Here is a 21,596-nt window from a genome sequence, read left to right as displayed (position 1 = left end):
CCAACTGGTCGATTTTTTTATATCTTAGATGACTTTCGTTTGTGATTATAGATTCCAAATAGTAAAAGAGAAGTAAAGGAACAGATTGCTCCAACAACAAACCCATTAGGAATGAAGGAAAGTGTAATAGTTCCTTTTCCCTTGGGAATGTCAACTTTCATAAAGCCAGTTTGAGCTTGTTTAATTTCTATTTTCTTACCATCTTGGTAGGCAGACCAGCCTTTGTCATAAGGAATGGTGAAGAAAATAGATGTATCTTGTTGGACATCATATGTAGCAAAAACCTTGTTTTTAGAAGTTGATACTGTTACAGGCTGTTCTTTAATTTTTTGAATTGCCTCAGTTAAAGTTTTGGTATCTAAACGGTAGAAGGTAGGAGATTCAAATGATACTTGTGAATTTCCAGGGAAACTAACATGAATATTGAAAGTTTTTTTCTCTTTAGTATATCCTAGATTAAAGAAGGAGAAGACATTATCAGTTGTAAAAGTTTTCTTTTCTCCATTTACAAGGATGTCAACCTTCTTTTGTTTATCATTAGAAAAGTGAAGGTTTGTGAAAGAAAGATAAATTTGGCTGTTTTCTGGTACTTCAATTTGATACTGGATTGCTGCATCCTCATTTGAAGAACTTGTAACACTAATCAAATCATCAGTATTTTCTGTTTTGTCATAAGGGATTGGAGAAAAATAATCAAAATCGACGTTAGCAAGTTGATTTAAAAACGAGGCTTGATTATCCAAAGTGTGTTCATTGAACTTGACATCATTGTAAACAGATTGACTAGCAAAGGCAATCGGAAGAGAGAATTGATTTTCATATAGGGTAAGATTATCTTTTTGATAGATATCTTTAAAACCATACTTATCAATAGGACTGTCTGAGATATTGTACTGGATGCCAAATAAACTATCAGCCAAAATACTATTATTTGCATAGCGTAGATTGAGATTAGTCCCAGAGGATTTAAATCCAAGTTTATCCAAAGTAGAGCTTGCTGAACGATTTCGAACAGATGAAAATTGAGAGATTCCATTGTAGTTGAATTTCATACTGTCATTTCCTGTCTGAGTTTGTAGTTTTTCAGTACGAGTAAATTGATTTCCAATATATGTTGAGAAAGATTCCATAGCTGGGATATCTCGATTATATGCACTTCGAGAAGCAAAACCCCATTCTTTAGCAATTCCGTCCATTTGAGATGAAGCATTTAAACTTATTTCAACCATTATAAATAAAGAGATTAGAATGGTAAACAGATTTACAGAGATAAACTTTTTGATAACTGCAAGGAGTAAAAGAGAATAGACAACCAAAAATTCAAGAGTAAGCAGAATATTCAAATCTGTTAAAAAAGAATAATGCGATTTTAGATAGATGGTAGCTAAAAATCCTGTTACTAGAAGAAAAAGCGAAACTAAAAAATTCCAGACTTTAAGTTCTTTCAGACGCTTTAAGACTTCTGCTGCTGTGTAAATTAACAAGGTAGAGAAAATCCAAGCATAGCGATGTAAAAACATGTTTGGAGTATGCATGCCTTGCCAAAATAAATCAAGAGCTTCAATATAAAAGCTTGCAATTAGAAATGCAAAGAAGATTGCATAGATAAGTTTCACGTGAAACTTAATAGATTTCAGCGTAAAAAATAAAATGGTCAAAATAAAGGGAAGTAGTCCAACAAAAATCATTGGGATGGCCCCATACTTTGTTGTGTCAAAGGAACCAATGAATTGCTTAGCAAAGAGATCAAGATACCAGCTACTTTCAGTTTGAAACTTTGTAACTTCAGTTAATTTTTCCCCATGTGTCTGTAAATCAAACAGAGTGGGAAGAGTCAGAATCAAACTAGTCATACCAGCTAAAAAGGAGATAACTATGAAATCAAGAAAAGATGATTTTCGAGTTTTAAAGTCCCAAGAAATTTGGCAGAGATACCAGAAAATAAGAAACAGTACTGTCATATAGCCAAAATAATAATTTTGAATAAATAAGATTGACAGACTTGTAAAGTACAATAGGAGTTTCTTTTCAGTTATAACTAGGTGTAAACCAGTGATAATTAAAGGAATCAAGATAAAAACATCTAGCCAAGTTTTTATCTCTAATTGACTGACAGTGAAACTCATCAGAGCATAGGAAGTAGATAAAGCTAGTTTTAAAGGCTTAGGAATCGATTGAAATAATTTATTTAAACTAAAATAAGTTGACAGTCCAATCAATCCAAATTTTAAGAGAGTTGTCAGATAGACAGCATCTGGCATATTCAACAGATTAAAAAAGTAAACTAGAGGTGAAAGGAAACTTCCCAAGTAATAACTAGATAGGGCATAGAAATTTAATCCGAGGCCACTTGTAAAGGTGTAAAACAAACTACCATTTCCATGTAGGATATTTCGTAAAGCTACATCAAAAATAACGTATTGATGAAAGCCATCTCCTAATAGTGGAGATGTCTCGCTGTTCCAGTAGATACCTTGAGATAGATATACTCCTGTCATAATGATTACGGGAATGATGAAAGAAACAAAATAGGTCCAATATGTTTTAAAAAATAATTTCATGTTACCTCATAAAATGTTAGAAAACTCAGCTGGTTAACCCAACTGAGTTTTGAAAATTTTAGTCTTTCCAAAGTTCTTTAACTTTTGCTTGTACTTCTGCATTCTCTAGGAATTCATCATAGGTTTCATCGATACGGTCAATGACGCCATTTTTGGACAAGACAATGATATGGTTAGCTAGAGTTTGAATAAACTCGTGGTCATGGCTGGCAAAGATGATTGATTCTTTGAAGTTTTTCAATCCATCGTTCAAGCTTGAGATAGATTCCAAGTCCAAGTGATTGGTTGGATCATCAAGTACAAGGACATTTGATTTCAAGAGCATGAGTTTTGAAAGCATGACACGCACTTTTTCTCCCCCTGACAAGACGTTTACAGGTTTGTTAACTTCATCCCCAGAGAAGAGCATACGACCTAGGAAACCACGTAGGAAAGTATTGTCATCTTCTTCTTTACTTGCGAATTGACGCAACCAGTCAAGGATTGACTCTCCTCCTGCAAAATCTGCCGAGTTATCTTTTGGCAAGTAAGAACGGCTAGTAGTTACTCCCCACTTGACAGTTCCTTCATAGTCAATGTCACCCATGATTGCACGAATTAATGCAGTCGTTTGGATGTCATTTTGTCCAATTAGCGCTGTCTTATCACCTGGACGTAAGATAAAACTGATATTATCTAAAATAGTCTCACCATCAATCTTTACAGATAGATTTTCTACTGTCAAGAGATCATTACCGATTTCACGTTCCGCTTTAAAGTTGATAAATGGATATTTACGACTAGATGGCACAATTTCTTCAAGTTCAATTTTATCAAGCATTTTCTTACGTGATGTTGCTTGTCTTGATTTAGAAGCATTGGCAGAGAAACGAGCAACGAATTCTTGCAATTGCTTAATTTTTTCTTCTGCTTTGGCATTACGGTCTGCTAGCAATTTAGCAGCGAGTTCAGAAGATTCCTTCCAGAAGTCATAGTTTCCGACATAGAGTTTGATTTTTCCAAAGTCAAGGTCGGCCATGTGAGTACATACTTTGTTCAAGAAGTGACGGTCGTGGGATACTACGATAACTGTGTTATCAAAATCAATCAAGAAGTCTTCTAACCAAGTAATCGATTGGATATCCAAACCGTTGGTCGGCTCGTCCAAAAGAAGAACATCTGGTTTACCAAAGAGTGCTTTGGCTAGGAGAACCTTTACTTTTTCACCGTTGGCCAATTCGCTCATGTTTTGGTAGTGTAATTCTTCTGGAATGTTTAGATTTTGAAGTAGTTGAGAGGCTTCACTTTCTGCTTCCCAGCCCCCAAGCTCGGCAAATTCTCCCTCGAGTTCGGCAGCTCGGACGCCATCCTCATCTGAGAAATCTTCCTTCATGTAGATAGCATCTTTCTCCTTCATGATGCTATAAAGTTTTTCATTTCCCATGATAACAACATCAATGGCACGTTCATCCTCATAGTCAAAGTGATTTTGACGAAGCACAGAGAGACGTTCATCTGGACCAAGAGAAATATGACCAGTAGTAGGTTCGATATCTCCAGCTAAAATTTTTAAAAAGGTTGATTTTCCGGCACCATTAGCACCGATTAATCCGTAAGTATTTCCTTCTGTAAATTTGATATTGACATCATCAAAAAGTTTGCGATCACTAAAACGTAGTGAAACATCAGATACTGTAAGCAATATTTTTCTCCTATATGTGTAATATATTTATTCTACTAGAAAATACAGAAATATTCAAATTTTTATTCGTCAATTTTATGTAAACTATATTTACAGTATCCTTTACACAAATCCGTAAATGGCAAGACTGATTTATTTTGATAAATTACGGTTATTTTATTAAAAAAATGCTATAATTGAAGGGACCACATCGAAGGAGAATAAAATGACTAAACCCATTATTTTAACAGGAGACCGTCCAACAGGAAAATTGCATATTGGACATTATGTTGGAAGTCTCAAAAATCGAGTATTGTTACAGGAAGAGGATAAGTATGATATGTTTGTGTTCTTGGCTGACCAACAAGCTTTGACAGATCATGCCAAGGATCCTCAAACAATTGTAGAGTCTATCGGAAATGTTGCTTTGGATTATCTTGCAGTTGGATTGGATCCAAGTAAATCAACTATCTTTATTCAAAGTCAGATTCCAGAGTTGGCTGAACTATCCATGTATTATATGAATCTAGTTTCATTAGCACGTTTGGAGCGAAATCCAACTGTCAAGACAGAGATTGCTCAAAAAGGATTTGGAGAAAGTATTCCGACAGGATTCTTAGTTTACCCAATAGCTCAAGCAGCTGACATTACAGCTTTTAAGGCTAATTATGTTCCTGTTGGGACAGATCAGAAACCAATGATTGAGCAAACTCGTGAAATTGTTCGTTCGTTTAACAATGCATATAACTGTGATGTCTTGGTAGAGCCAGAAGGTATTTATCCAGAAAATGAGAGAGCAGGGCGTTTGCCTGGTTTAGATGGAAATGCTAAAATGTCTAAATCCCTTAATAACGGTATTTATTTAGCTGATGATGCGGATACTTTGCGTAAAAAAGTAATGAGTATGTATACAGATCCAGATCATATCCGTGTTGAGGATCCTGGTAAGATTGAAGGAAATATGGTTTTCCATTATCTAGATGTTTTTGGTCGTCCAGAAGATGCTCAAGAAATTGCTGATATGAAAGAACATTATCAACGAGGTGGTCTTGGTGATGTGAAGACCAAGCGTTATCTACTTGAAATATTAGAACGTGAACTTGGTCCTATTCGTGAGCGCCGTATCGAATTTGCTAAGGATATGGGAGAAGTTTATAATATGCTTCAAAAAGGTAGTGAAAGAGCACGTGAAGTTGCGGGTCAAACCCTATCTGATGTTAAAGGGGCCATGGGACTTCATTACTTTAACTGAGTTTATTTTACAAGAAACTATCATTTCTATATCAAAGAAAAGATAGTTTTTTATTTGCTCCTGTAACATTTGACAAATTTTTATAGAATGGTATGATAGATACAATATAAAAAGAGTCAAGCTCAAAAAGAAAGAAAAGAGGAAACTTCGAATGTCTAATTGGGACACTAAATTTTTGAAAAAAGGTTTTACCTTTGATGATGTATTGCTTATTCCAGCTGAAAGTCATGTATTGCCTAATGATGCAGATTTAACAACTAAATTGGCAGATAATTTGACTTTAAATATCCCAATTATTACCGCTGCTATGGACACAGTTACAGAGAGTCAAATGGCTATTGCTATTGCTCGTGCAGGTGGTCTCGGAGTTATCCATAAAAACATGTCAATTGCTCAACAAGCAGACGAGGTTCGCAAGGTAAAACGTTCTGAAAATGGAGTTATTATTGATCCGTTCTTCTTGACGCCTGAACATACAATCGCTGAAGCTGATGAGCTTATGGGACGTTACCGTATCAGTGGTGTTCCAGTTGTTGAAACACTTGAAAATCGTAAATTAGTTGGTATTTTGACAAATCGAGATCTTCGTTTTATTTCAGATTATAACCAACCAATTTCAAATCATATGACTAGTGAAAATCTTGTGACTGCTCCTGTGGGTACAGATCTTGCAACGGCTGAAAGCATTCTTCAAGAACACCGTATTGAAAAACTTCCGTTGGTAGATGAAGAAGGCCGTCTTTCTGGTTTGATTACTATTAAAGATATTGAAAAAGTTATTGAGTTTCCAAATGCGGCTAAAGATGAGTTTGGTCGTCTTCTGGTTGCTGGTGCAGTAGGTGTTACTTCAGATACATTTGAACGTGCAGAGGCTCTTTTTGAGGCAGGAGCAGATGCAATTGTTATCGATACTGCGCATGGTCATTCAGCAGGTGTCTTGCGTAAAATTGCTGAGATTCGTGCTCATTTCCCAGATCGTACTTTGATTGCTGGAAATATTGCTACTGCTGAAGGTGCACGTGCCCTTTATGAAGCAGGTGTAGACGTTGTCAAGGTTGGTATTGGGCCAGGTTCAATCTGTACAACTCGTGTGATTGCTGGTGTCGGTGTTCCGCAAGTAACAGCTATCTATGATGCTGCAGCTGTTGCGCGTGAATATGGTAAAACGATTATTGCTGACGGTGGAATCAAGTATTCTGGAGATATTGTAAAAGCTCTTGCGGCTGGTGGAAATGCTGTTATGCTTGGATCTATGTTTGCTGGAACTGATGAAGCTCCAGGAGAAACTGAAATCTTCCAAGGACGTAAATTCAAGACTTACCGTGGTATGGGTTCAATCGCTGCTATGAAGAAAGGCTCAAGCGATCGTTACTTCCAGGGTTCTGTCAATGAAGCAAACAAACTCGTTCCAGAAGGAATTGAAGGTCGTGTTGCTTATAAAGGAGCGGCAGCTGATATTGTCTTCCAAATGATTGGTGGTATTCGCTCTGGTATGGGTTACTGTGGTGCAGCTAACCTTAAAGAACTACACGATAATGCTCAATTTATTGAAATGTCTGGTGCTGGTTTGAAAGAAAGCCATCCTCATGATGTACAAATTACTAATGAGGCACCAAATTATTCTATGTAAAAACACTGAAAAGAACTCCCGTGAAAACAGGAGTTCTTTTACAATGTTGTCAACTTACCTTTACAGTAACTTTACCATCCTGAATAGTGAAGATGCTTAGATTTTCTGGCAGATTTTGAAGATGATCTAAGCTGGTTGTTGTGATAAAGGTTTGTATTGAATGTGAAATCGTTTCTAATAGTTTTAGTTGTCTAGTGTTGTCAAGTTCGCTCATAACATCGTCAAGCAGTAATATTGGAGATTCTGTAGTAATACTTTCCATTAATTCGATTTCTGCTAATTTTATAGAAAGGACGAGACTACGATGTTGACCTTGACTTCCAAAACTAGCATCCATCCCATTTATATAAAAAGAAATGTCATCTCGATGAGGACCGACACCGGTATTCTTTTTAAATAAATCTCTGGATCTACTTTTTTCTAAAGCAATTTTGAAAGATTCGGATAAGTCTTCTTTGTCAGTTATCTTGACAGAAGATTGATAGGATATTGACAGTTCTTCAATCTGATTAGAAAGTTCAAAATGTTTCTTACGCCCAAAATACTCTAGTTTTTTTATGAAATCTAAGCGGTGCTTCATTACGCGACATCCATAATCGACTAGCTGATCATCTAGTACTGAAAGGAAGGTTTCATCTATTGTTTGAGCTGATTTTAAATAGGTATTTCTTTGCTTAAGGATATGGTTATAATTGGTTAAGTCAGATAAATAGATTGGCTTAATTTGCCCAAGCTCCATATCAATGAATTTTCGTCGAACTGAAGGTGCTCCTTTAATTAGTTGTAAATCTTCAGGAGCAAATAAGACAACATTCATGTGTCCTACGTAATCTGAAAGTCGTGCCTGTTTTAAGTGATTCACTTTTGTCACACGTCCTTTTTGTGTTAGTTCGATTTCGAGAGGAATAGATCCAGTTTTTTTCTGAACAAGACCTGAAAGATGGAGTTGTTCCTCATCAAAATGAATGAGATTTTTATCTGTTCGAGTTCGATGACTACGTGTTAAGGCTAAAAAATAGATAGCCTCTAACATATTTGTTTTACCTTGTGCATTGCGTCCTAAAAAGATATTTAATTTAGGATTAAAGTCTATTTTCGTCTCTTTATAGTTACGAAAAGTTTTGAGAGATAGATGTTGTAGCCACATGATTATCTACCAGGGAATCGCGGAGCTTGTTTGCTTTTTGGTGATGAAGTAGGTTTAGAGTTGTCTTTTTTTACTCCCTTATTCATCTCCTTGACAAGTTTGGCGATTCGTTCTTTTTCAACTTTATCAGCTTGGTATTCATCTTGTTCTTCAAAAGTCGGTTGTGTCAACAAGATGTCAATATTCATGTCAGGGATGTCAACTTTATCACCAATACGAAGTTTTTTACCACGACGATTCTCTAATTCCCCATTAAAGTAAACAGAATGTTCAGAGAGAAATGATTTAATAGCTCCTCCGCTATGTGTAATTCCAAGTTCTTTGAGTAGTGCTTGGAGGGTAATAAATTCTTCAAATAATTTGTATTCCATAATTCACCTCAATCTTTGGTATTATACCATATTTTCCTAAAAATAGTGAGAGAAACAAGGAATAATGTAAGCGATTTTTATTTCAAAAGTGTTACAGAGAACAAGAAAATTTCAGGTTTTCGTGATATAATAGAAGTCTGTATATAAGGAGGTCAATCATGGAGTTAGTGCATGGAATTTCAACACATTTTATCCAATCAAAAAAGTTTAAAACGAACAAAATCACCGTGCGTTTTACCGCTCCATTATCTCTTGATACAATTGCAGGTCGCATGTTGAGTGCGAGTATGCTAGAGACTGCTAATCAGATGTACCCCACTTCTCAAGATTTGAGAAAACATTTGGCCAGTCTATACGGTACAGATATGTCAACCAATTGTTTCAGAAGAGGGCAAAGTCACATTGTAGAATTGACATTTACCTATGTTCGTGATGAGTTTTTAAGTAGGAAAAATGTGTTAACTTCTCAGGTTTTGGAACTTTTAAAAGAAACTCTTTTTTCCCCCGTAGTAGTTGATAATGGGTTTGATTCGGACTTATTTGAAATTGAGAAAAAACAATTGTTAGCAAGTTTAGCAGCTGATATGGATGATTCTTTTTATTTTGCACATAAAGAATTGGATAAATTATTTTTTCATGATGAACGTCTTCAATTGGAATATAGTGATTTACGAAATCGTATTTTAGCTGAAACTCCACAAAATTCTTATTCTTGTTTCAAAGAATCTTTAGCCAATGATCGAATAGATTTCTTTTTCTTAGGTGATTTTAATGAGATTGAAATTCAAAATGTATTAGAATCATTTGGTTTTAAAGGTCGAGAAGGAGATGTGAAGGTTCAGTATTGTCAACCTTATTCCAATATTCTGCAAGAGGGTATGATTCGGAAAAATGTGGGACAATCCATTTTGGAATTAGGATATCATTGCCCTTCTGAATATGGTGATGAGCAACATTTACCCATGATTGTAATGAATGGTTTACTTGGTGGATTTGCTCACTCTAAACTATTTACAAATGTCCGTGAAAATGCTGGATTGGCTTATACTATTTCAAGTCAGCTCGATTTGTTTAGTGGATTCTTGAGGATGTATGCTGGCATTGATCGAGAAAATCGGAATCAGGCTCGTAAAATGATGAATAATCAACTGCTTGATTTAAAAAAAGGTTATTTTACAGAACTTGAGCTAGAGCAAACCAAGGAAATGATTCGTCGGTCTTTATTACTTTCTCAAGATAATCAAAGTTCATTGATTGAACGTGCTTATCAAAATGCCTTATTTGGAAAATCTTCAGCAGACTTTAAAGGTTGGATTGCAAAACTCGAGCAAGTTGACAAAGATGCTATTTGTAGAGCAGCTAATAATGTGAAACTACAAGCGATTTACTTTATGGAAGGAATAGAATGACAAAGGTTGTTTTTGAAGAAAAATACTATCCAGCTGTAAAAGAAATGGTTTATCGAACTCGTTTGTCAAATGGCTTGACAGTTGCTCTTTTACCTAAAAAGGAATTTAAAGAGGTTTACGGGAGTGTAACTGTACAGTTTGGTTCGGTAGATACGCTTGTCACAGAAGTTGACGGAGATGTAAAAGAATATCCTGGAGGAATTGCTCATTTTCTTGAACATAAATTATTTGAGAGAGAAGATGCTAGCGATTTGATGTCAGCTTTCACGAGTCTAGGTGCAGATAGTAATGCCTTTACAAGCTTTACAAAAACAAGCTATCTTTTTTCAGCAACGGATCATTTTTTAGAAAATTTGGACTTACTTGATGAATTGGTAACATCAGCACATTTTACTGAAGATTCCATTTTAAGAGAGCAGGATATTATCCAGCAAGAACGAGAAATGTATCAAGATGATCCGGATTCGTGTTTATTCTTTTCAACTTTAGCGAATTTGTATCCTGGTACACCTTTAGCAACTGATATAGTTGGAAGTGAGGAGTCAATTTCCCAAATCAATCTAACTAATTTGCAAGAAAATTTTACAAGATTTTACAAACCTGTAAACATGTCTCTGTTTTTAGTTGGTAATTTTGATGTGGATCAGGTACAGGATTATTTTGAAAGAAAAGAACTGGAAGATTTAGATGTTCAGGAACTAGCAAGAGAAAAGTTTGTTTTACAACCTGTAAAGCAAACAGATAGCATGAGGATGGAAGTATCTTCTCCCAAACTAGCGATTGGTGTTAGAGGTAAACAAGAAGTTGCTGAAGCGGATTGCTATCGACATCATATTTTATTAAAATTATTGTTTGCAATGATGTTTGGTTGGACTTCGGATCGTTTTCAGAAATTATATGAATCAGGTAAAATTGCCGCATCCTTATCTCTGGAAGTTGAAGTAACAAGTCGCTTTCATTTTGTCATGTTGACAATGGATACAAAAGAGCCAGTTGCTTTATCTCATCAGTTTAGGAAGGCTATTCGTAATTTTACAAAGGATTTAGATATTACAGAGGATCATTTAGATATTATTAAAAGAGAGATGTTTGGAGAATTTTTCAGTAGCATGAACTCTCTTGAATTTATTGCAACGCAATATGATGCTTTTGAAAATGGTGAGACAATTTTTGATTTGCCAAAAATTTTACAGGAAATTACTTTAGAGGATGTCCTTGATGCTGGACATCATTTAATAGATGATGGTGATATAGTTGATTTTACAATATTCCCATCGTAGTAACCTATCATAATCGATACTAGAAAGAAGGAATGACAAGTATGAGGAAAAAAACAATTGGTGAGGTTTTACGTTTAGCTAGAACCAACCAAGGGTTGACTTTAGAAGAATTACACAAAAAAACAGAAATTCAGTTGGATATGTTGGAAGCGATGGAAGCTGATGATTTTGATCAACTTCCTAGTCCATTTTATACTCGTTCTTTTTTGAGAAAGTATGCGTGGGCAGTTGAGCTAGATGAGCGAATTGTCTTGGATGCTTATGATTCTGGGAGCATGATTACTTATGAAGAAGTAGATGTTGATGAAGACGAGTTGACAGGTAGGAGACGTTCAAGTAAGAAAAATAAGGCATCATTTTTACCTTTATTTTATTTTATACTCTTTGCATTATCGATTGTCATTTTTGTGACCTATTATGTTTGGAATTATCTCCAGACTCAACCTGAGCGTTCATCTGCGTCTAGTTATAGTGTAGTCCAAGCAACAAGCTCAACTAGTTCTGTAACTTCATCCTCAAGTAGTAGTTCATCAAGTAGCTCTTCGAATATGGAACCAGCTATAACGGTATCAGGTGAAGGAAATCAAGTAGAAGTTGCTTATAAAACGAGTAAGGAAACTGCAAAATTACAATTATCAGTCTCAGATGCTAGAAGTTGGGTTAGTGTTTCAGAAAGTGAGCTTGAGGGTGGAGTGACCTTATCACCAGATAATAAAAGTGCGGAAACAAGCGTTTCAACTAAAAATTCTGTGACCATTACTTTAGGTGTTGTCAAAGGTGTAGCTTTAACAGTAGATAATCAGACCGTTGACTTATCAAAATTAACAGCTCAGACTGGAAAAATCACTGTAACCTTTACTAAAAATTAAGGAAAAACGAATGAAAAAAGAACAAATTCCAAATCTCTTAACAATAGGTCGAATTCTCTTTATACCTATTTTTATCTTTATTTTAACGGTAGGAAATTCGATAGAGAGTCATATAGTAGCAGCTATTATCTTTGCTATTGCCAGTATTACTGATTATTTAGATGGATATTTAGCTCGTAAATGGAATGTGGTCAGTAATTTTGGTAAATTTGCAGATCCCATGGCGGATAAGTTACTAGTTATGTCGGCTTTTATTATGTTGATTGAGTTAGGAATGGCTCCGGCTTGGATTGTTGCAGTGATTATCTGTCGTGAGTTGGCTGTGACAGGTTTAAGGCTTTTATTGGTTGAAACTGGTGGGACGGTTTTAGCAGCAGCAATGCCTGGAAAAATTAAAACTTTCAGTCAGATGTTTGCCATTATTTTCTTGCTATTACACTGGACTTTGATTGGCCAAGTTCTACTTTATGTAGCCTTGTTTTTCACTATCTACTCTGGCTATGATTATTTCAAGGGTAGTGCCTATGTATTTAAAGGGACATTTGGTTCGAAATGAAATCAATAATTGATGTAAAAAATCTTTCTTTTCGTTATAAGGAAAATCAGGAATACTACGATGTGAAGGATATTACGTTTCACGTGAAACGTGGAGAATGGCTTTCGATTGTAGGGCATAATGGTAGTGGTAAATCAACGACGGTTCGATTAATTGATGGTTTACTGGAAGCAGAATCTGGAGAGATTGTAATTGATGGCCAACGGTTGACTGAGGAAAATGTTTGGAATATACGTCGTCAAATCGGTATGGTTTTTCAAAATCCAGACAATCAATTTGTTGGAGCGACTGTTGAAGATGATGTTGCCTTTGGTTTGGAAAATCAGGGACTTTCTCGTCAAGAAATGAAAAAGAGAGTGGAAGAAGCTCTGGATTTGGTTGGCATGTTGGACTTTAAAAAGAGAGAGCCAGCGCGTCTATCAGGTGGCCAAAAGCAACGTGTGGCTATTGCAGGTGTTGTAGCCCTAAGACCAGCTATTTTAATCTTAGATGAAGCAACGAGTATGTTGGATCCTGAGGGGCGTAGAGAACTGATTGATACAGTAAAAGGAATTCGGAAAGACTATGATATGACGGTCATTTCCATTACACATGATTTGGAAGAAGTTGCCATGAGTGATCGTGTGTTGGTCATGAAAAAAGGGGAAATTGAATCAACCAGCAGTCCAAGAGAACTTTTCTCTCGTAATGATTTAGATCAAATTGGATTAGACGATCCTTTTTCCAATCAATTAAAACATTCTTTGAGCCAGAATGGCTATGATTTGCCTGAAAATTATTTGACAGAAAGTGAGCTAGAGGATAAACTATGGGAATTGCTCTAGAAAATGTGAGTTTTACGTATCAAGAAGGAACTCCCTTAGCTTCAACAGCTTTGTCGGATGTTTCCTTGACGATTGAAGATGGTTCTTATACGGCTTTAATTGGGCACACAGGTAGCGGCAAATCAACTATTTTACAACTATTAGATGGTTTATTGGTGCCAAGCCAAGGAAGTGTACGAGTTTTTGATACCTTAATCACCTCGACTTCTAAAAACAAAGATATTCGTCAAATTAGAAAACAGGTTGGCTTGGTATTTCAGTTTGCTGAAAATCAGATCTTTGAAGAAACGGTTTTGAAAGATGTTGCTTTTGGACCGCAAAATTTTGGAGTTTCTGAAGAAGATGCGGAGCAGATTGCGCGTGAGAAACTGGCTCTGGTTGGAATTGATGAATCACTTTTTGATCGCAGTCCGTTTGAGCTATCAGGTGGACAAATGAGACGTGTGGCCATTGCAGGCATACTTGCCATGGAACCAGCCATATTAGTCTTAGATGAGCCCACAGCAGGCCTAGATCCCCTGGGAAGAAAAGAGCTGATGAATTTATTCAAAAAACTCCACCAGTCAGGGATGACCATTGTTTTGGTAACGCATTTGATGGATGATGTTGCTGAATATGCAAATCAAGTCTATGTGATGGAAAAGGGACGTTTAGTTAAGGGTGGTAAACCAAGTGATGTCTTTCAAGATGTTGTCTTTATGGAAGAAGTGCAGTTGGGAGTACCTAAAATTACATCCTTTTGTAAACGATTGGCTGATAGAGGCGTGTCATTTAAACGATTACCGATTAAGATAGAGGAGTTCAAGGAGTCGCTAAATGGATAGTATGATTTTGGGGCGTTATATCCCAGGGGATTCGATAGTTCACCGATTGGATCCACGCAGCAAATTACTGGCTATGATGCTACTGATTTTGATCGTTTTTTGGGCTAATAATCCCTTGACGAATCTAATTCTTTTTATAGCGACAGGGATATTTATTGCTTTGTCAGGAGTATCTCTTTCATTTTTTATTCAGGGCTTGAAGTCTATGTTTTTCTTGATTGCCTTCACAACTATTTTTCAACTGTTTTTCATTTCTAATGGGAATGTTTTATTTGAGTTTTCGTTTGTGAGAATTACGGATTATGCTTTGCAACAAGCTGGAATTATCTTTTGTCGCTTTGTATTGATTATTTTCTTTTCAACTTTGTTAACCTTAACGACCATGCCCTTAAGTTTGGCATCAGCTGTCGAAGCTCTATTAGCACCTTTAAAGAGTATGAAAGTTCCAGTTCATGAAATTGGATTGATGCTGTCTATGAGTTTGCGTTTTGTCCCAACCTTGATGGATGATACGACGCGGATTATGAATGCACAGAAAGCGCGTGGAGTGGATTTTGGAGAAGGAAGTATTGTTCAAAAGGTGAAGGCTATGATTCCCATTTTGATTCCTCTTTTTGCGACAAGTTTAAAACGTGCGGATTCCTTGGCTATCGCAATGGAAGCGCGTGGTTATCAGGGTGGAAAAGGCAGAAGTCAATATCGACAATTGAAATGGACTCGAAAGGATACGCTGACCATTCTTGTTATTATCATACTTGGTTGTTGCTTATTTTTCTTAAAATCTTAGTAGCTTTCAGGAATTGATAAAAAGTTACTGTAACAGTTTTTGATATAAAGGTAGGGATATGAACCGTTTTAAAAAATCAAAATATGTCATTATTGTTTTTGTCACTGTTCTGCTTGTGTCAGCTCTCTTAGCGACGACTTATTCAAGTACAATTGTGACAAGATTAGGAGATGGAATCTCAGTGGTTGATAGGGTTGTGCAAAAACCTTTTCAGTGGTTTGATTCTGTCAAATCAGATTTGGCTCATTTGACACGCACTTATAATGAAAATGAAAGTTTGAAGAAACAGATTTACCAATTAGAAGTTAAATCAAATGAGGCGGAAAGTTTAAAGATGGAAAATGAACAACTGCGCCAATTGCTTGATATGAAGTCCAAATTGCAAGCTACAAAGACTTTGGCAGCAGATGTTATTATGCGTTCTCCAGTATCTTGGAAGCAGGAGTTGACCTTAGATGCAGGCAAATCAAAAGGGGCTTCTGAGAATATGTTAGCAATTGCAAATGGTGGCTTGATTGGGAGTGTCTCAAAAGTAGAGGAGAACTCTACCATGGTCAACCTTCTGACAAATACGGAAAATGCTGATAAGATTTCTGTTAAAATTCAACATGGTTCTACTACAATTTATGGGATTATCGTTGGCTATGACAAGGAAAATGAAGTTCTAAAAATTAGTCAATTAAATAGTAGTAGCGATATTAGTGCGGGAGATAAGGTGATCACTGGTGGATTAGGAAACTTTAACGTTGCTGATATTCCTGTTGGTGAAGTGGTTGCCACAACGCATAGTACGGACTATTTGACACGAGAAGTAACTGTTAAATTGAGTGCAGATACTCATAATGTGAGTGTGATAGAATTAGTGGGGAATTCATAATGAGACAGTTGAAGCGAGTTGGAGTATTTTTATTGCTTCCTTTCTTTGTTCTAATTGATGCCCATATTAGTCAGCTTTTGGGCTCATTATTTCCCCATGTACAGTTGGCTAGTCATTTTCTATTTTTGTTTCTCTTATTTGAGACGATTGAAGTATCAGAGTACTTCTACTTAGCTTATTGTTTTGTAGTGGGTTTGGTCTATGACATCTACTTTTTCCACTTGATAGGGATTGCGACTTTGTTATTCGTCTTATTGGGGGCATTTCTCCATAAATTTAATAGCGTTATTTTATTGAATCGTTGGACGAGAATGTTGGCAATTATTGTCATGACTTTTCTATTTGAGATGGGAGCTTATATACTTGCAATAGTGGTAGGTTTAACTGTGGATAGTATGTCTTTATTTATAGTCTATAGTTTAGTACCATCAATGATTTTGAACCTTATGTGGATGATTATCTTTCAGTTTATTTTTGAAAAATTTTATCTATAAGAAAGAAATAAAAATGTAACAAAGGCGTAATATTCATTAGGCCTTTTTTTGGTATACTAGTAATGTCTTTAAAAGAAGGAGTATCTACGTAATATGAAGAAAAAAATCTTAGCGTCACTTTTATTAAGTACAGTAATGGTTTCTCAAGTAGCTGTTTTAACAACTGCGCATGCAGAAACTACTGATGACAAAATTGCTGCTCAAGATAATAAAATTAGTAACTTAACAGCACAACAACAAGAAGCACAAAAACAAGTTGATCAAGTTCAGGAGCAAGTATCTGCTATTCAAACAGAGCAATCAAACTTGCAATCTGAAAATGATAGACTACAAGCAGAATCTAAAAAGCTTGAGGGTGAAATTACAGAACTTTCTAAGAATATTGTATCTCGCAATGATTCATTACAAAAACAAGCTCGTAGTGCTCAAACAAATGGAGCTGCAACAAATTACATCAATACAATTGTAAACTCAAAATCAATTACAGAAGCTATTTCACGTGTTGCTGCAATGAGTGAAATCGTATCTGCAAACAACAAGATGTTGGAACAACAAAAAGCAGATAAAAAAGCTATTTCTGAAAAACAAGTAGCAAACAATGATGCAATTAATACAGTTATTGCAAATCAGCAAAAACTAGCTGATGATGCTCAATCATTAACTACAAAACAAGCTGAGTTGAAAGCTGCAGAATTGAATCTTGCTGCTGAAAAGGCTACTGCAGAGGATGAAAAAGCAAGTTTACTTGAGAAAAAAGCTGCAGCAGAAGCAGAAGCTAAAGCTGCAGCAGAAGCAGAAGCAGCTTATAAAGCTAAACAAGCAAGTCAACAACAAACAGTAGTTGCTTCTGGAAATACAACTTTTACAGCACAAGTTCAAGCACTATCTACTATTTCTTCATCAAGTTCATCTGAGTCAAGTTCGTCTGAATCATCTTCAAGCAGTGCTTCAACAGAATCAACAAGCTACACTCCTGCTCCAGTGACACATCGTCCAACATATAGTACAAATGCTTCAAGTTATCCAACTGGTGAGTGTACATGGGGAGCTAAAACATTGGCGCCTTGGGCTGGAGATTACTGGGGTAATGGAGCACAGTGGGCTACAAGTGCAGCTGCAGCAGGATTCCGTACAGGATCTACACCTCAAGTTGGTGCCATTGCATGTTGGAATGATGGTGGATATGGACACGTAGCCGTGGTTACAGCTGTTTCATCATCAACAAGTATCCAAGTATCTGAATCAAACTATGGTGGAAACCGTACAATCGGAAATAAACGTGGATGGTTCAATCCTACTACGACTTCAGAAGGTTTTGTAACATATATCTATCCAAACTAATGAATAAAACGAAGAGGCTCGATTTGAGTCTCTTTTATGATTCATATAGTTACCTTACTTTAAAAATCTGCTAAAATCACTTGAAAATATTGAAAAAGTATGGTAAAATGAAACTTGTCGTGTGAACGATAATACCCATTCTTGATGAATTGTGAAACAGTTGCCCTTGGGTCGTTTTGCGAGTTGAAGTCAAGAAGAGGAAAAAAACAAAAAGGAGAAATACTCATGGCAGTAATTTCAATGAAACAACTTCTTGAGGCTGGTGTACACTTTGGTCACCAAACTCGTCGCTGGAACCCTAAGATGGCTAAGTACATCTTCACTGAGCGTAACGGAATCCACGTTATCGACTTACAACAAACTGTAAAATACGCTGACCAAGCTTACGATTTCATGCGTGATGCAGCAGCTAATGATGCAGTTGTATTGTTCGTTGGTACTAAGAAACAGGCAGCTGATGCAGTTGCTGAAGAAGCAGTACGTTCAGGTCAATACTTCATCAACCACCGTTGGTTGGGTGGAACTCTTACAAACTGGGGAACAATCCAAAAACGTATCGCTCGTTTGAAAGAAATCAAACGTATGGAAGAAGATGGAACTTTCGAAGTTCTTCCTAAGAAAGAAGTTGCACTTCTTAACAAACAACGTGCACGTCTTGAAAAATTCTTGGGTGGTATCGAAGATATGCCTCGTATCCCAGATGTGATGTACGTAGTTGACCCACACAAAGAGCAAATCGCTGTTAAAGAAGCTAAAAAATTGGGAATCCCAGTTGTAGCGATGGTTGACACAAATACTGATCCAGATGATATCGATGTAATCATCCCAGCTAACGATGATGCTATCCGCGCTGTTAAATTGATCACAGCTAAATTGGCTGACGCTATCATCGAAGGACGTCAAGGTGAAGATGCAGCAGCAGTTGAAGCAGAATTTGCAGCTTCAGAAGCTCAAGCAGATTCAATCGAAGAAATCGTTGAAGTTGTAGAAGGCGACAACGCTTAATTCATATAAATAGTAATTACCTAGGAGGGCGGGGCTTAGCCCGGCTCTCCTATTTTTAAAAAATATAGGAGAATCAAAATGGCAGAAATTACAGCTAAACTTGTAAAAGAGTTGCGTGAAAAATCTGGTGCCGGAGTTATGGACGCTAAAAAAGCGCTTGTAGAAACAGACGGTGACATCGAAAAAGCGATTGAATTGCTTCGTGAAAAAGGTATGGCTAAGGCAGCTAAGAAGGCTGACCGTGTTGCTGCAGAAGGTTTGACTGGTGTTTATGTTAACGGTAATGTTGCAGCAGTTATTGAAGTAAACGCTGAAACTGACTTCGTTGCGAAAAACGCTCAATTCGTTGAATTGGTAAATACTACAGCTAAAGTTATTGCTGAAGGAAAACCTGTTAATAATGAAGAAGCACTTGCTTTGACAATGCCTTCAGGTGAAACTCTTGAAGCTGCATACGTATCTGCAACAGCAACTATCGGAGAAAAAATCTCATTCCGTCGCTTCGCATTGATTGAAAAAACAGACGCACAACACTTTGGAGCTTACCAACATAACGGTGGACGTATAGGTGTTATTTCAGTTGTTGAAGGTGGAGACGAAGCACTTGCTAAACAATTGTCAATGCACATCGCAGCGATGAAACCAACAGTTCTTTCTTACAAAGAATTGGATGAGCAATTCGTTAAAGATGAGTTGGCGCAATTGAACCACGTAATCGACCAAGACAATGAAAGCCGTGCAATGGTTAACAAACCAGCTCTTCCACACTTGAAGTATGGATCAAAATCTCAATTGACTGATGAAGTGATTGCTCAAGCTGAAGCTGACATCAAAGCTGAGTTGGCTGCAGAAGGTAAACCAGAAAAAATCTGGGACAAAATCATCCCAGGTAAAATGGATCGCTTCATGCTTGACAACACTAAAGTTGACCAAGCTTACACACTTCTTGCACAAGTATACATCATGGATGACAGCAAGACAGTTGAAGCATACCTTGAATCAGTTAACGCTTCAGTAGTTGAGTTCGCTCGCTTTGAAGTTGGTGAAGGTATCGAGAAAGCTGCAAACGACTTTGAAGCTGAAGTTGCAGCTACAATGGCAGCAGCCTTGAATAACTAATAATAAAAAGGAAGCCAAATTGCTTCCTTTTTTCTATGCAGTCGATTTTTATAGGGAGATGTTCCTATTTTTAAGGTATAAATAAAAAGCCCTATAATAAGGGCTAAGTGTATTTAGGAGACTACACTTCAAATTCATAGAGTGCTGTAGAGAGATAACGTTCACCGTTATCTGGTGCTAGAGCAAGAACTTTTTTACCTGTACCTAATTTCTTGGCAACCTCGATGGCTCCGTAGATAGCTGCAGCTGAAGAAATACCAACAAGGAATCCTTCTTTTCCACCAATCTCACGGCCGAGTGCTAGTGCATCGTCTGATGTTACACGAACAATACCATCATAGGCATTTGTATCAAGTGTATCAGGAATAAATCCAGCTGAGATACCTTGAATTTTGTGTGGTCCAGGTTTTTCACCAGATAGAATAGCAGATTCGTCTGCCTCTACTGCAAAAACTTGAATGTTAGAATTTGCTGATTTGAGTGCATGAGAAACACCAGAAATCGTTCCACCGGTACCCACTCCAGCAACAAAGGCATCTAGTCCATCTTTACCGAAAGCAGCTAGTATTTCAGCTCCTGTTGTTCTTTCGTGTACTTCTGGATTAGCTGGATTGTCAAATTGAAGAGGAAGGAAACCATCACGTTCAGCAGCGATTTCTTGAGCTTTAGCAATAGCGCCTTTCATTCCCTCACTACCAGGAGTTAGGACGAGTTCAGCACCATAAGCTTGGATAATCTTACGTCGTTCTACACTCATAGTTTCAGGCATAACGATGACGACTTTATACCCTTTAGCAGCACCTACCCATGAAAGTCCAATACCAGTGTTTCCACTTGTTGCTTCAACAATTGTAGAACCTGGTTTCAGAATACCGTCTTGTTCAGCTTTTTCAATCATGCTAAGAGCAATACGATCTTTTACAGAAGAACCAGGGTTGAATGCTTCAAGCTTTACATAGACGTCCGCAGCCCCTTCTGGCACGATGTTGTTGAGTTTAACAATCGGAGTTTGACCGATTAATTCAGTAATGTTGTTATAAATAGACATATGAATACCTCTTTGTATAAGATATTTCTAGTATAACGCTATCTATACCATTTGTAAAATATAGAAATCCTATCGAAGTGATAGGATTTTTTTATATCACAGGTCTAAGCCGTTAATTTTCAAGCGATTGTGATAAGCTAATTCTAATAAATAGGTGTAAAGTGGAATGATATCCGTTTTCTTAGGGAATTCAAATTTATGAGCATTAAAATGCTCATTGTGTGCTTTTAGAAAGACATTTTCTAAATAAGTAATAGTAATTTCACTATCATCTATACCTGCTCCTGCAGTTTCCATTTCAACGTTAACAATGTTCATCAAAAAGATTGATTTAATAGACATCTTACGACCAGTAGCGCCTTGTTTATCTGTAAAGATAATACGGATATTTGTAAATATAATTGAATCACGAATCAGTTTATATCCACTTTGAATTTCTTCATTTTCTAGTAGATATTGTCCATATTCTTTGATAAGAGTTTCTTTGTTTTGCTCGCTAAAGTTACCAGCGAGTCCTTGAATGAATTTACCAAATGCCATAT

20 protein-coding genes are annotated in these 21,596 nt (G+C 36.6%); 14 read left to right on the top strand and 6 right to left on the bottom strand.

Annotated features, from left to right (window positions below):
* Positions 1-17: 17 nt before the first annotated feature.
* Both QP439_RS02765 and QP439_RS02760 read right to left on the bottom strand, forming a co-directional pair.
* Complete coding sequence (locus QP439_RS02765) at positions 18-2,561, bottom strand: YfhO family protein (RefSeq protein WP_285387505.1); 2,544 nt, start codon at positions 2,559-2,561, stop codon at positions 18-20.
* Positions 2,562-2,619: 58 nt separating this feature from the next.
* Positions 2,620-4,242: an ATP-binding cassette domain-containing protein gene (locus QP439_RS02760; protein WP_000958767.1), complete on the bottom strand. Its 1,623-nt coding sequence runs from the start codon at positions 4,240-4,242 to the stop codon at positions 2,620-2,622.
* Between the two features lie 205 nt (positions 4,243-4,447).
* Between QP439_RS02760 and trpS the strand changes: the two genes are divergently transcribed.
* Positions 4,448-5,473 carry a tryptophan--tRNA ligase gene (gene trpS / locus QP439_RS02755; RefSeq protein ID WP_000165456.1) on the top strand — a complete coding sequence of 342 codons (1,026 nt, stop codon included), beginning with the start codon at positions 4,448-4,450 and terminating at the stop codon, positions 5,471-5,473.
* 151 nt (positions 5,474-5,624) lie between these two features.
* Positions 5,625-7,103 (top strand): IMP dehydrogenase, encoded by a 1,479-nt coding sequence (guaB, locus tag QP439_RS02750; protein WP_000073418.1) that lies wholly within the window; start codon positions 5,625-5,627, stop codon positions 7,101-7,103.
* A gap of 49 nt (positions 7,104-7,152) precedes the next feature.
* On the opposite strand, the gene recF is transcribed toward guaB, so the two are convergent.
* Together recF and yaaA are read right to left on the bottom strand one after the other, a co-directional pair.
* The gene (gene recF, locus QP439_RS02745) at positions 7,153-8,250 is read right to left on the bottom strand and encodes a DNA replication/repair protein RecF (RefSeq protein ID WP_285387503.1); all 1,098 of its coding nucleotides are present in this window, start codon (positions 8,248-8,250) and stop codon (positions 7,153-7,155) included.
* Between the two features lie 2 nt (positions 8,251-8,252).
* Positions 8,253-8,621 carry a S4 domain-containing protein YaaA gene (gene yaaA / locus QP439_RS02740; RefSeq protein ID WP_238096004.1) on the bottom strand — a complete coding sequence of 123 codons (369 nt, stop codon included), beginning with the start codon at positions 8,619-8,621 and terminating at the stop codon, positions 8,253-8,255.
* A 158-nt stretch (positions 8,622-8,779) separates the two neighbouring features.
* Here yaaA and yfmF point away from each other — a divergent pair, with 158 nt between their 5' ends.
* The 12 genes from yfmF (at position 8,780) to tsf (ending at position 20,006) form a co-directional block, all read left to right on the top strand.
* Positions 8,780-10,030, top strand: a complete 1,251-nt coding sequence (yfmF, locus tag QP439_RS02735) for an EF-P 5-aminopentanol modification-associated protein YfmF (RefSeq protein WP_285387500.1) — start codon at positions 8,780-8,782, stop codon at positions 10,028-10,030.
* The gene (gene yfmH / locus QP439_RS02730; protein ID WP_285387498.1) at positions 10,027-11,310 is read left to right on the top strand and encodes an EF-P 5-aminopentanol modification-associated protein YfmH; all 1,284 of its coding nucleotides are present in this window, start codon (positions 10,027-10,029) and stop codon (positions 11,308-11,310) included. Before yfmF ends, yfmH begins: the two co-directional genes overlap by 4 nt.
* Before the next feature lie 41 nt (positions 11,311-11,351).
* Positions 11,352-12,179 carry a cytoskeleton protein RodZ gene (gene rodZ / locus QP439_RS02725; RefSeq protein WP_285387496.1) on the top strand — a complete coding sequence of 276 codons (828 nt, stop codon included), beginning with the start codon at positions 11,352-11,354 and terminating at the stop codon, positions 12,177-12,179.
* Positions 12,180-12,189: 10 nt separating this feature from the next.
* The gene (gene pgsA, locus QP439_RS02720; RefSeq protein WP_020900979.1) at positions 12,190-12,735 is read left to right on the top strand and encodes a CDP-diacylglycerol--glycerol-3-phosphate 3-phosphatidyltransferase; all 546 of its coding nucleotides are present in this window, start codon (positions 12,190-12,192) and stop codon (positions 12,733-12,735) included.
* A complete protein-coding gene (locus QP439_RS02715) occupies positions 12,732-13,559 on the top strand; it encodes an energy-coupling factor ABC transporter ATP-binding protein (protein ID WP_285387495.1) in 828 nt (275 codons plus the stop codon). The genes pgsA and QP439_RS02715 overlap by 4 nt, the downstream gene beginning before the upstream one ends.
* Positions 13,544-14,383, top strand: a complete 840-nt coding sequence (locus QP439_RS02710) for an energy-coupling factor transporter ATPase (RefSeq protein ID WP_049499102.1) — start codon at positions 13,544-13,546, stop codon at positions 14,381-14,383. The genes QP439_RS02715 and QP439_RS02710 overlap by 16 nt, the downstream gene beginning before the upstream one ends.
* A complete protein-coding gene (locus QP439_RS02705) occupies positions 14,376-15,170 on the top strand; it encodes an energy-coupling factor transporter transmembrane component T family protein (RefSeq protein ID WP_000377896.1) in 795 nt (264 codons plus the stop codon). Before QP439_RS02710 ends, QP439_RS02705 begins: the two co-directional genes overlap by 8 nt.
* A gap of 58 nt (positions 15,171-15,228) precedes the next feature.
* Entirely contained in the window at positions 15,229-16,047 is an 819-nt protein-coding gene (gene mreC / locus QP439_RS02700; RefSeq protein WP_023948193.1) for a rod shape-determining protein MreC, read from the top strand.
* Positions 16,047-16,541 (top strand): rod shape-determining protein MreD, encoded by a 495-nt coding sequence (gene mreD / locus QP439_RS02695; RefSeq protein ID WP_033687609.1) that lies wholly within the window; start codon positions 16,047-16,049, stop codon positions 16,539-16,541. The genes mreC and mreD overlap by 1 nt, the downstream gene beginning before the upstream one ends.
* Positions 16,542-16,634: 93 nt before the next feature.
* Entirely contained in the window at positions 16,635-17,882 is a 1,248-nt protein-coding gene (gene pcsB, locus QP439_RS02690; RefSeq protein ID WP_000727023.1) for a peptidoglycan hydrolase PcsB, read from the top strand.
* A 225-nt stretch (positions 17,883-18,107) separates the two neighbouring features.
* Positions 18,108-18,887: a 30S ribosomal protein S2 gene (gene rpsB, locus QP439_RS02685; protein WP_000268459.1), complete on the top strand. Its 780-nt coding sequence runs from the start codon at positions 18,108-18,110 to the stop codon at positions 18,885-18,887.
* 78 nt (positions 18,888-18,965) lie between these two features.
* Positions 18,966-20,006 (top strand): translation elongation factor Ts, encoded by a 1,041-nt coding sequence (gene tsf, locus QP439_RS02680; RefSeq protein ID WP_000808076.1) that lies wholly within the window; start codon positions 18,966-18,968, stop codon positions 20,004-20,006.
* 121 nt (positions 20,007-20,127) lie between these two features.
* Here the strand turns inward: tsf and cysK are convergent, their stop codons facing one another.
* Entirely contained in the window at positions 20,128-21,054 is a 927-nt protein-coding gene (gene cysK / locus QP439_RS02675; protein ID WP_000029880.1) for a cysteine synthase A, read from the bottom strand.
* A gap of 96 nt (positions 21,055-21,150) precedes the next feature.
* Complete coding sequence (locus QP439_RS02670) at positions 21,151-21,594, bottom strand: PH domain-containing protein (protein WP_000863906.1); 444 nt, start codon at positions 21,592-21,594, stop codon at positions 21,151-21,153.
* Positions 21,595-21,596: the final 2 nt, after the last annotated feature.

The organism is Streptococcus sp. UMB1203 (genome assembly GCF_030217725.1).
GTDB lineage: Bacteria > Bacillota > Bacilli > Lactobacillales > Streptococcaceae > Streptococcus.
The sequence above is the reverse complement of the archived record's forward strand: the minus strand, read 5'-3'. Positions and strand labels throughout refer to the sequence as shown.

Bases quoted from the DNA above. Each gene is read 5' to 3' on its own strand.
- QP439_RS02705 (WP_000377896.1), top strand. From the start codon at position 14,376: ATGGATAGTATGATTTTGGGGCGTTATATCCCAGGGGATTCGATAGTT.
- QP439_RS02710 (WP_049499102.1), top strand. From the start codon at position 13,544: ATGGGAATTGCTCTAGAAAATGTGAGTTTTACGTATCAAGAAGGAACT.
- pgsA (WP_020900979.1), top strand. From the start codon at position 12,190: ATGAAAAAAGAACAAATTCCAAATCTCTTAACAATAGGTCGAATTCTC.
- QP439_RS02670 (WP_000863906.1), bottom strand. From the start codon at position 21,594: ATGGCATTTGGTAAATTCATTCAAGGACTCGCTGGTAACTTTAGCGAG.
- rodZ (WP_285387496.1), top strand. From the start codon at position 11,352: ATGAGGAAAAAAACAATTGGTGAGGTTTTACGTTTAGCTAGAACCAAC.
- yfmH (WP_285387498.1), top strand. From the start codon at position 10,027: ATGACAAAGGTTGTTTTTGAAGAAAAATACTATCCAGCTGTAAAAGAA.
- cysK (WP_000029880.1), bottom strand. From the start codon at position 21,054: ATGTCTATTTATAACAACATTACTGAATTAATCGGTCAAACTCCGATT.
- mreD (WP_033687609.1), top strand. From the start codon at position 16,047: ATGAGACAGTTGAAGCGAGTTGGAGTATTTTTATTGCTTCCTTTCTTT.
- recF (WP_285387503.1), bottom strand. From the start codon at position 8,250: ATGTGGCTACAACATCTATCTCTCAAAACTTTTCGTAACTATAAAGAG.
- trpS (WP_000165456.1), top strand. From the start codon at position 4,448: ATGACTAAACCCATTATTTTAACAGGAGACCGTCCAACAGGAAAATTG.
- pcsB (WP_000727023.1), top strand. From the start codon at position 16,635: ATGAAGAAAAAAATCTTAGCGTCACTTTTATTAAGTACAGTAATGGTT.
- rpsB (WP_000268459.1), top strand. From the start codon at position 18,108: ATGGCAGTAATTTCAATGAAACAACTTCTTGAGGCTGGTGTACACTTT.
- QP439_RS02715 (WP_285387495.1), top strand. From the start codon at position 12,732: ATGAAATCAATAATTGATGTAAAAAATCTTTCTTTTCGTTATAAGGAA.
- mreC (WP_023948193.1), top strand. From the start codon at position 15,229: ATGAACCGTTTTAAAAAATCAAAATATGTCATTATTGTTTTTGTCACT.
- tsf (WP_000808076.1), top strand. From the start codon at position 18,966: ATGGCAGAAATTACAGCTAAACTTGTAAAAGAGTTGCGTGAAAAATCT.
- QP439_RS02765 (WP_285387505.1), bottom strand. From the start codon at position 2,561: ATGAAATTATTTTTTAAAACATATTGGACCTATTTTGTTTCTTTCATC.
- yfmF (WP_285387500.1), top strand. From the start codon at position 8,780: ATGGAGTTAGTGCATGGAATTTCAACACATTTTATCCAATCAAAAAAG.
- guaB (WP_000073418.1), top strand. From the start codon at position 5,625: ATGTCTAATTGGGACACTAAATTTTTGAAAAAAGGTTTTACCTTTGAT.
- yaaA (WP_238096004.1), bottom strand. From the start codon at position 8,621: ATGGAATACAAATTATTTGAAGAATTTATTACCCTCCAAGCACTACTC.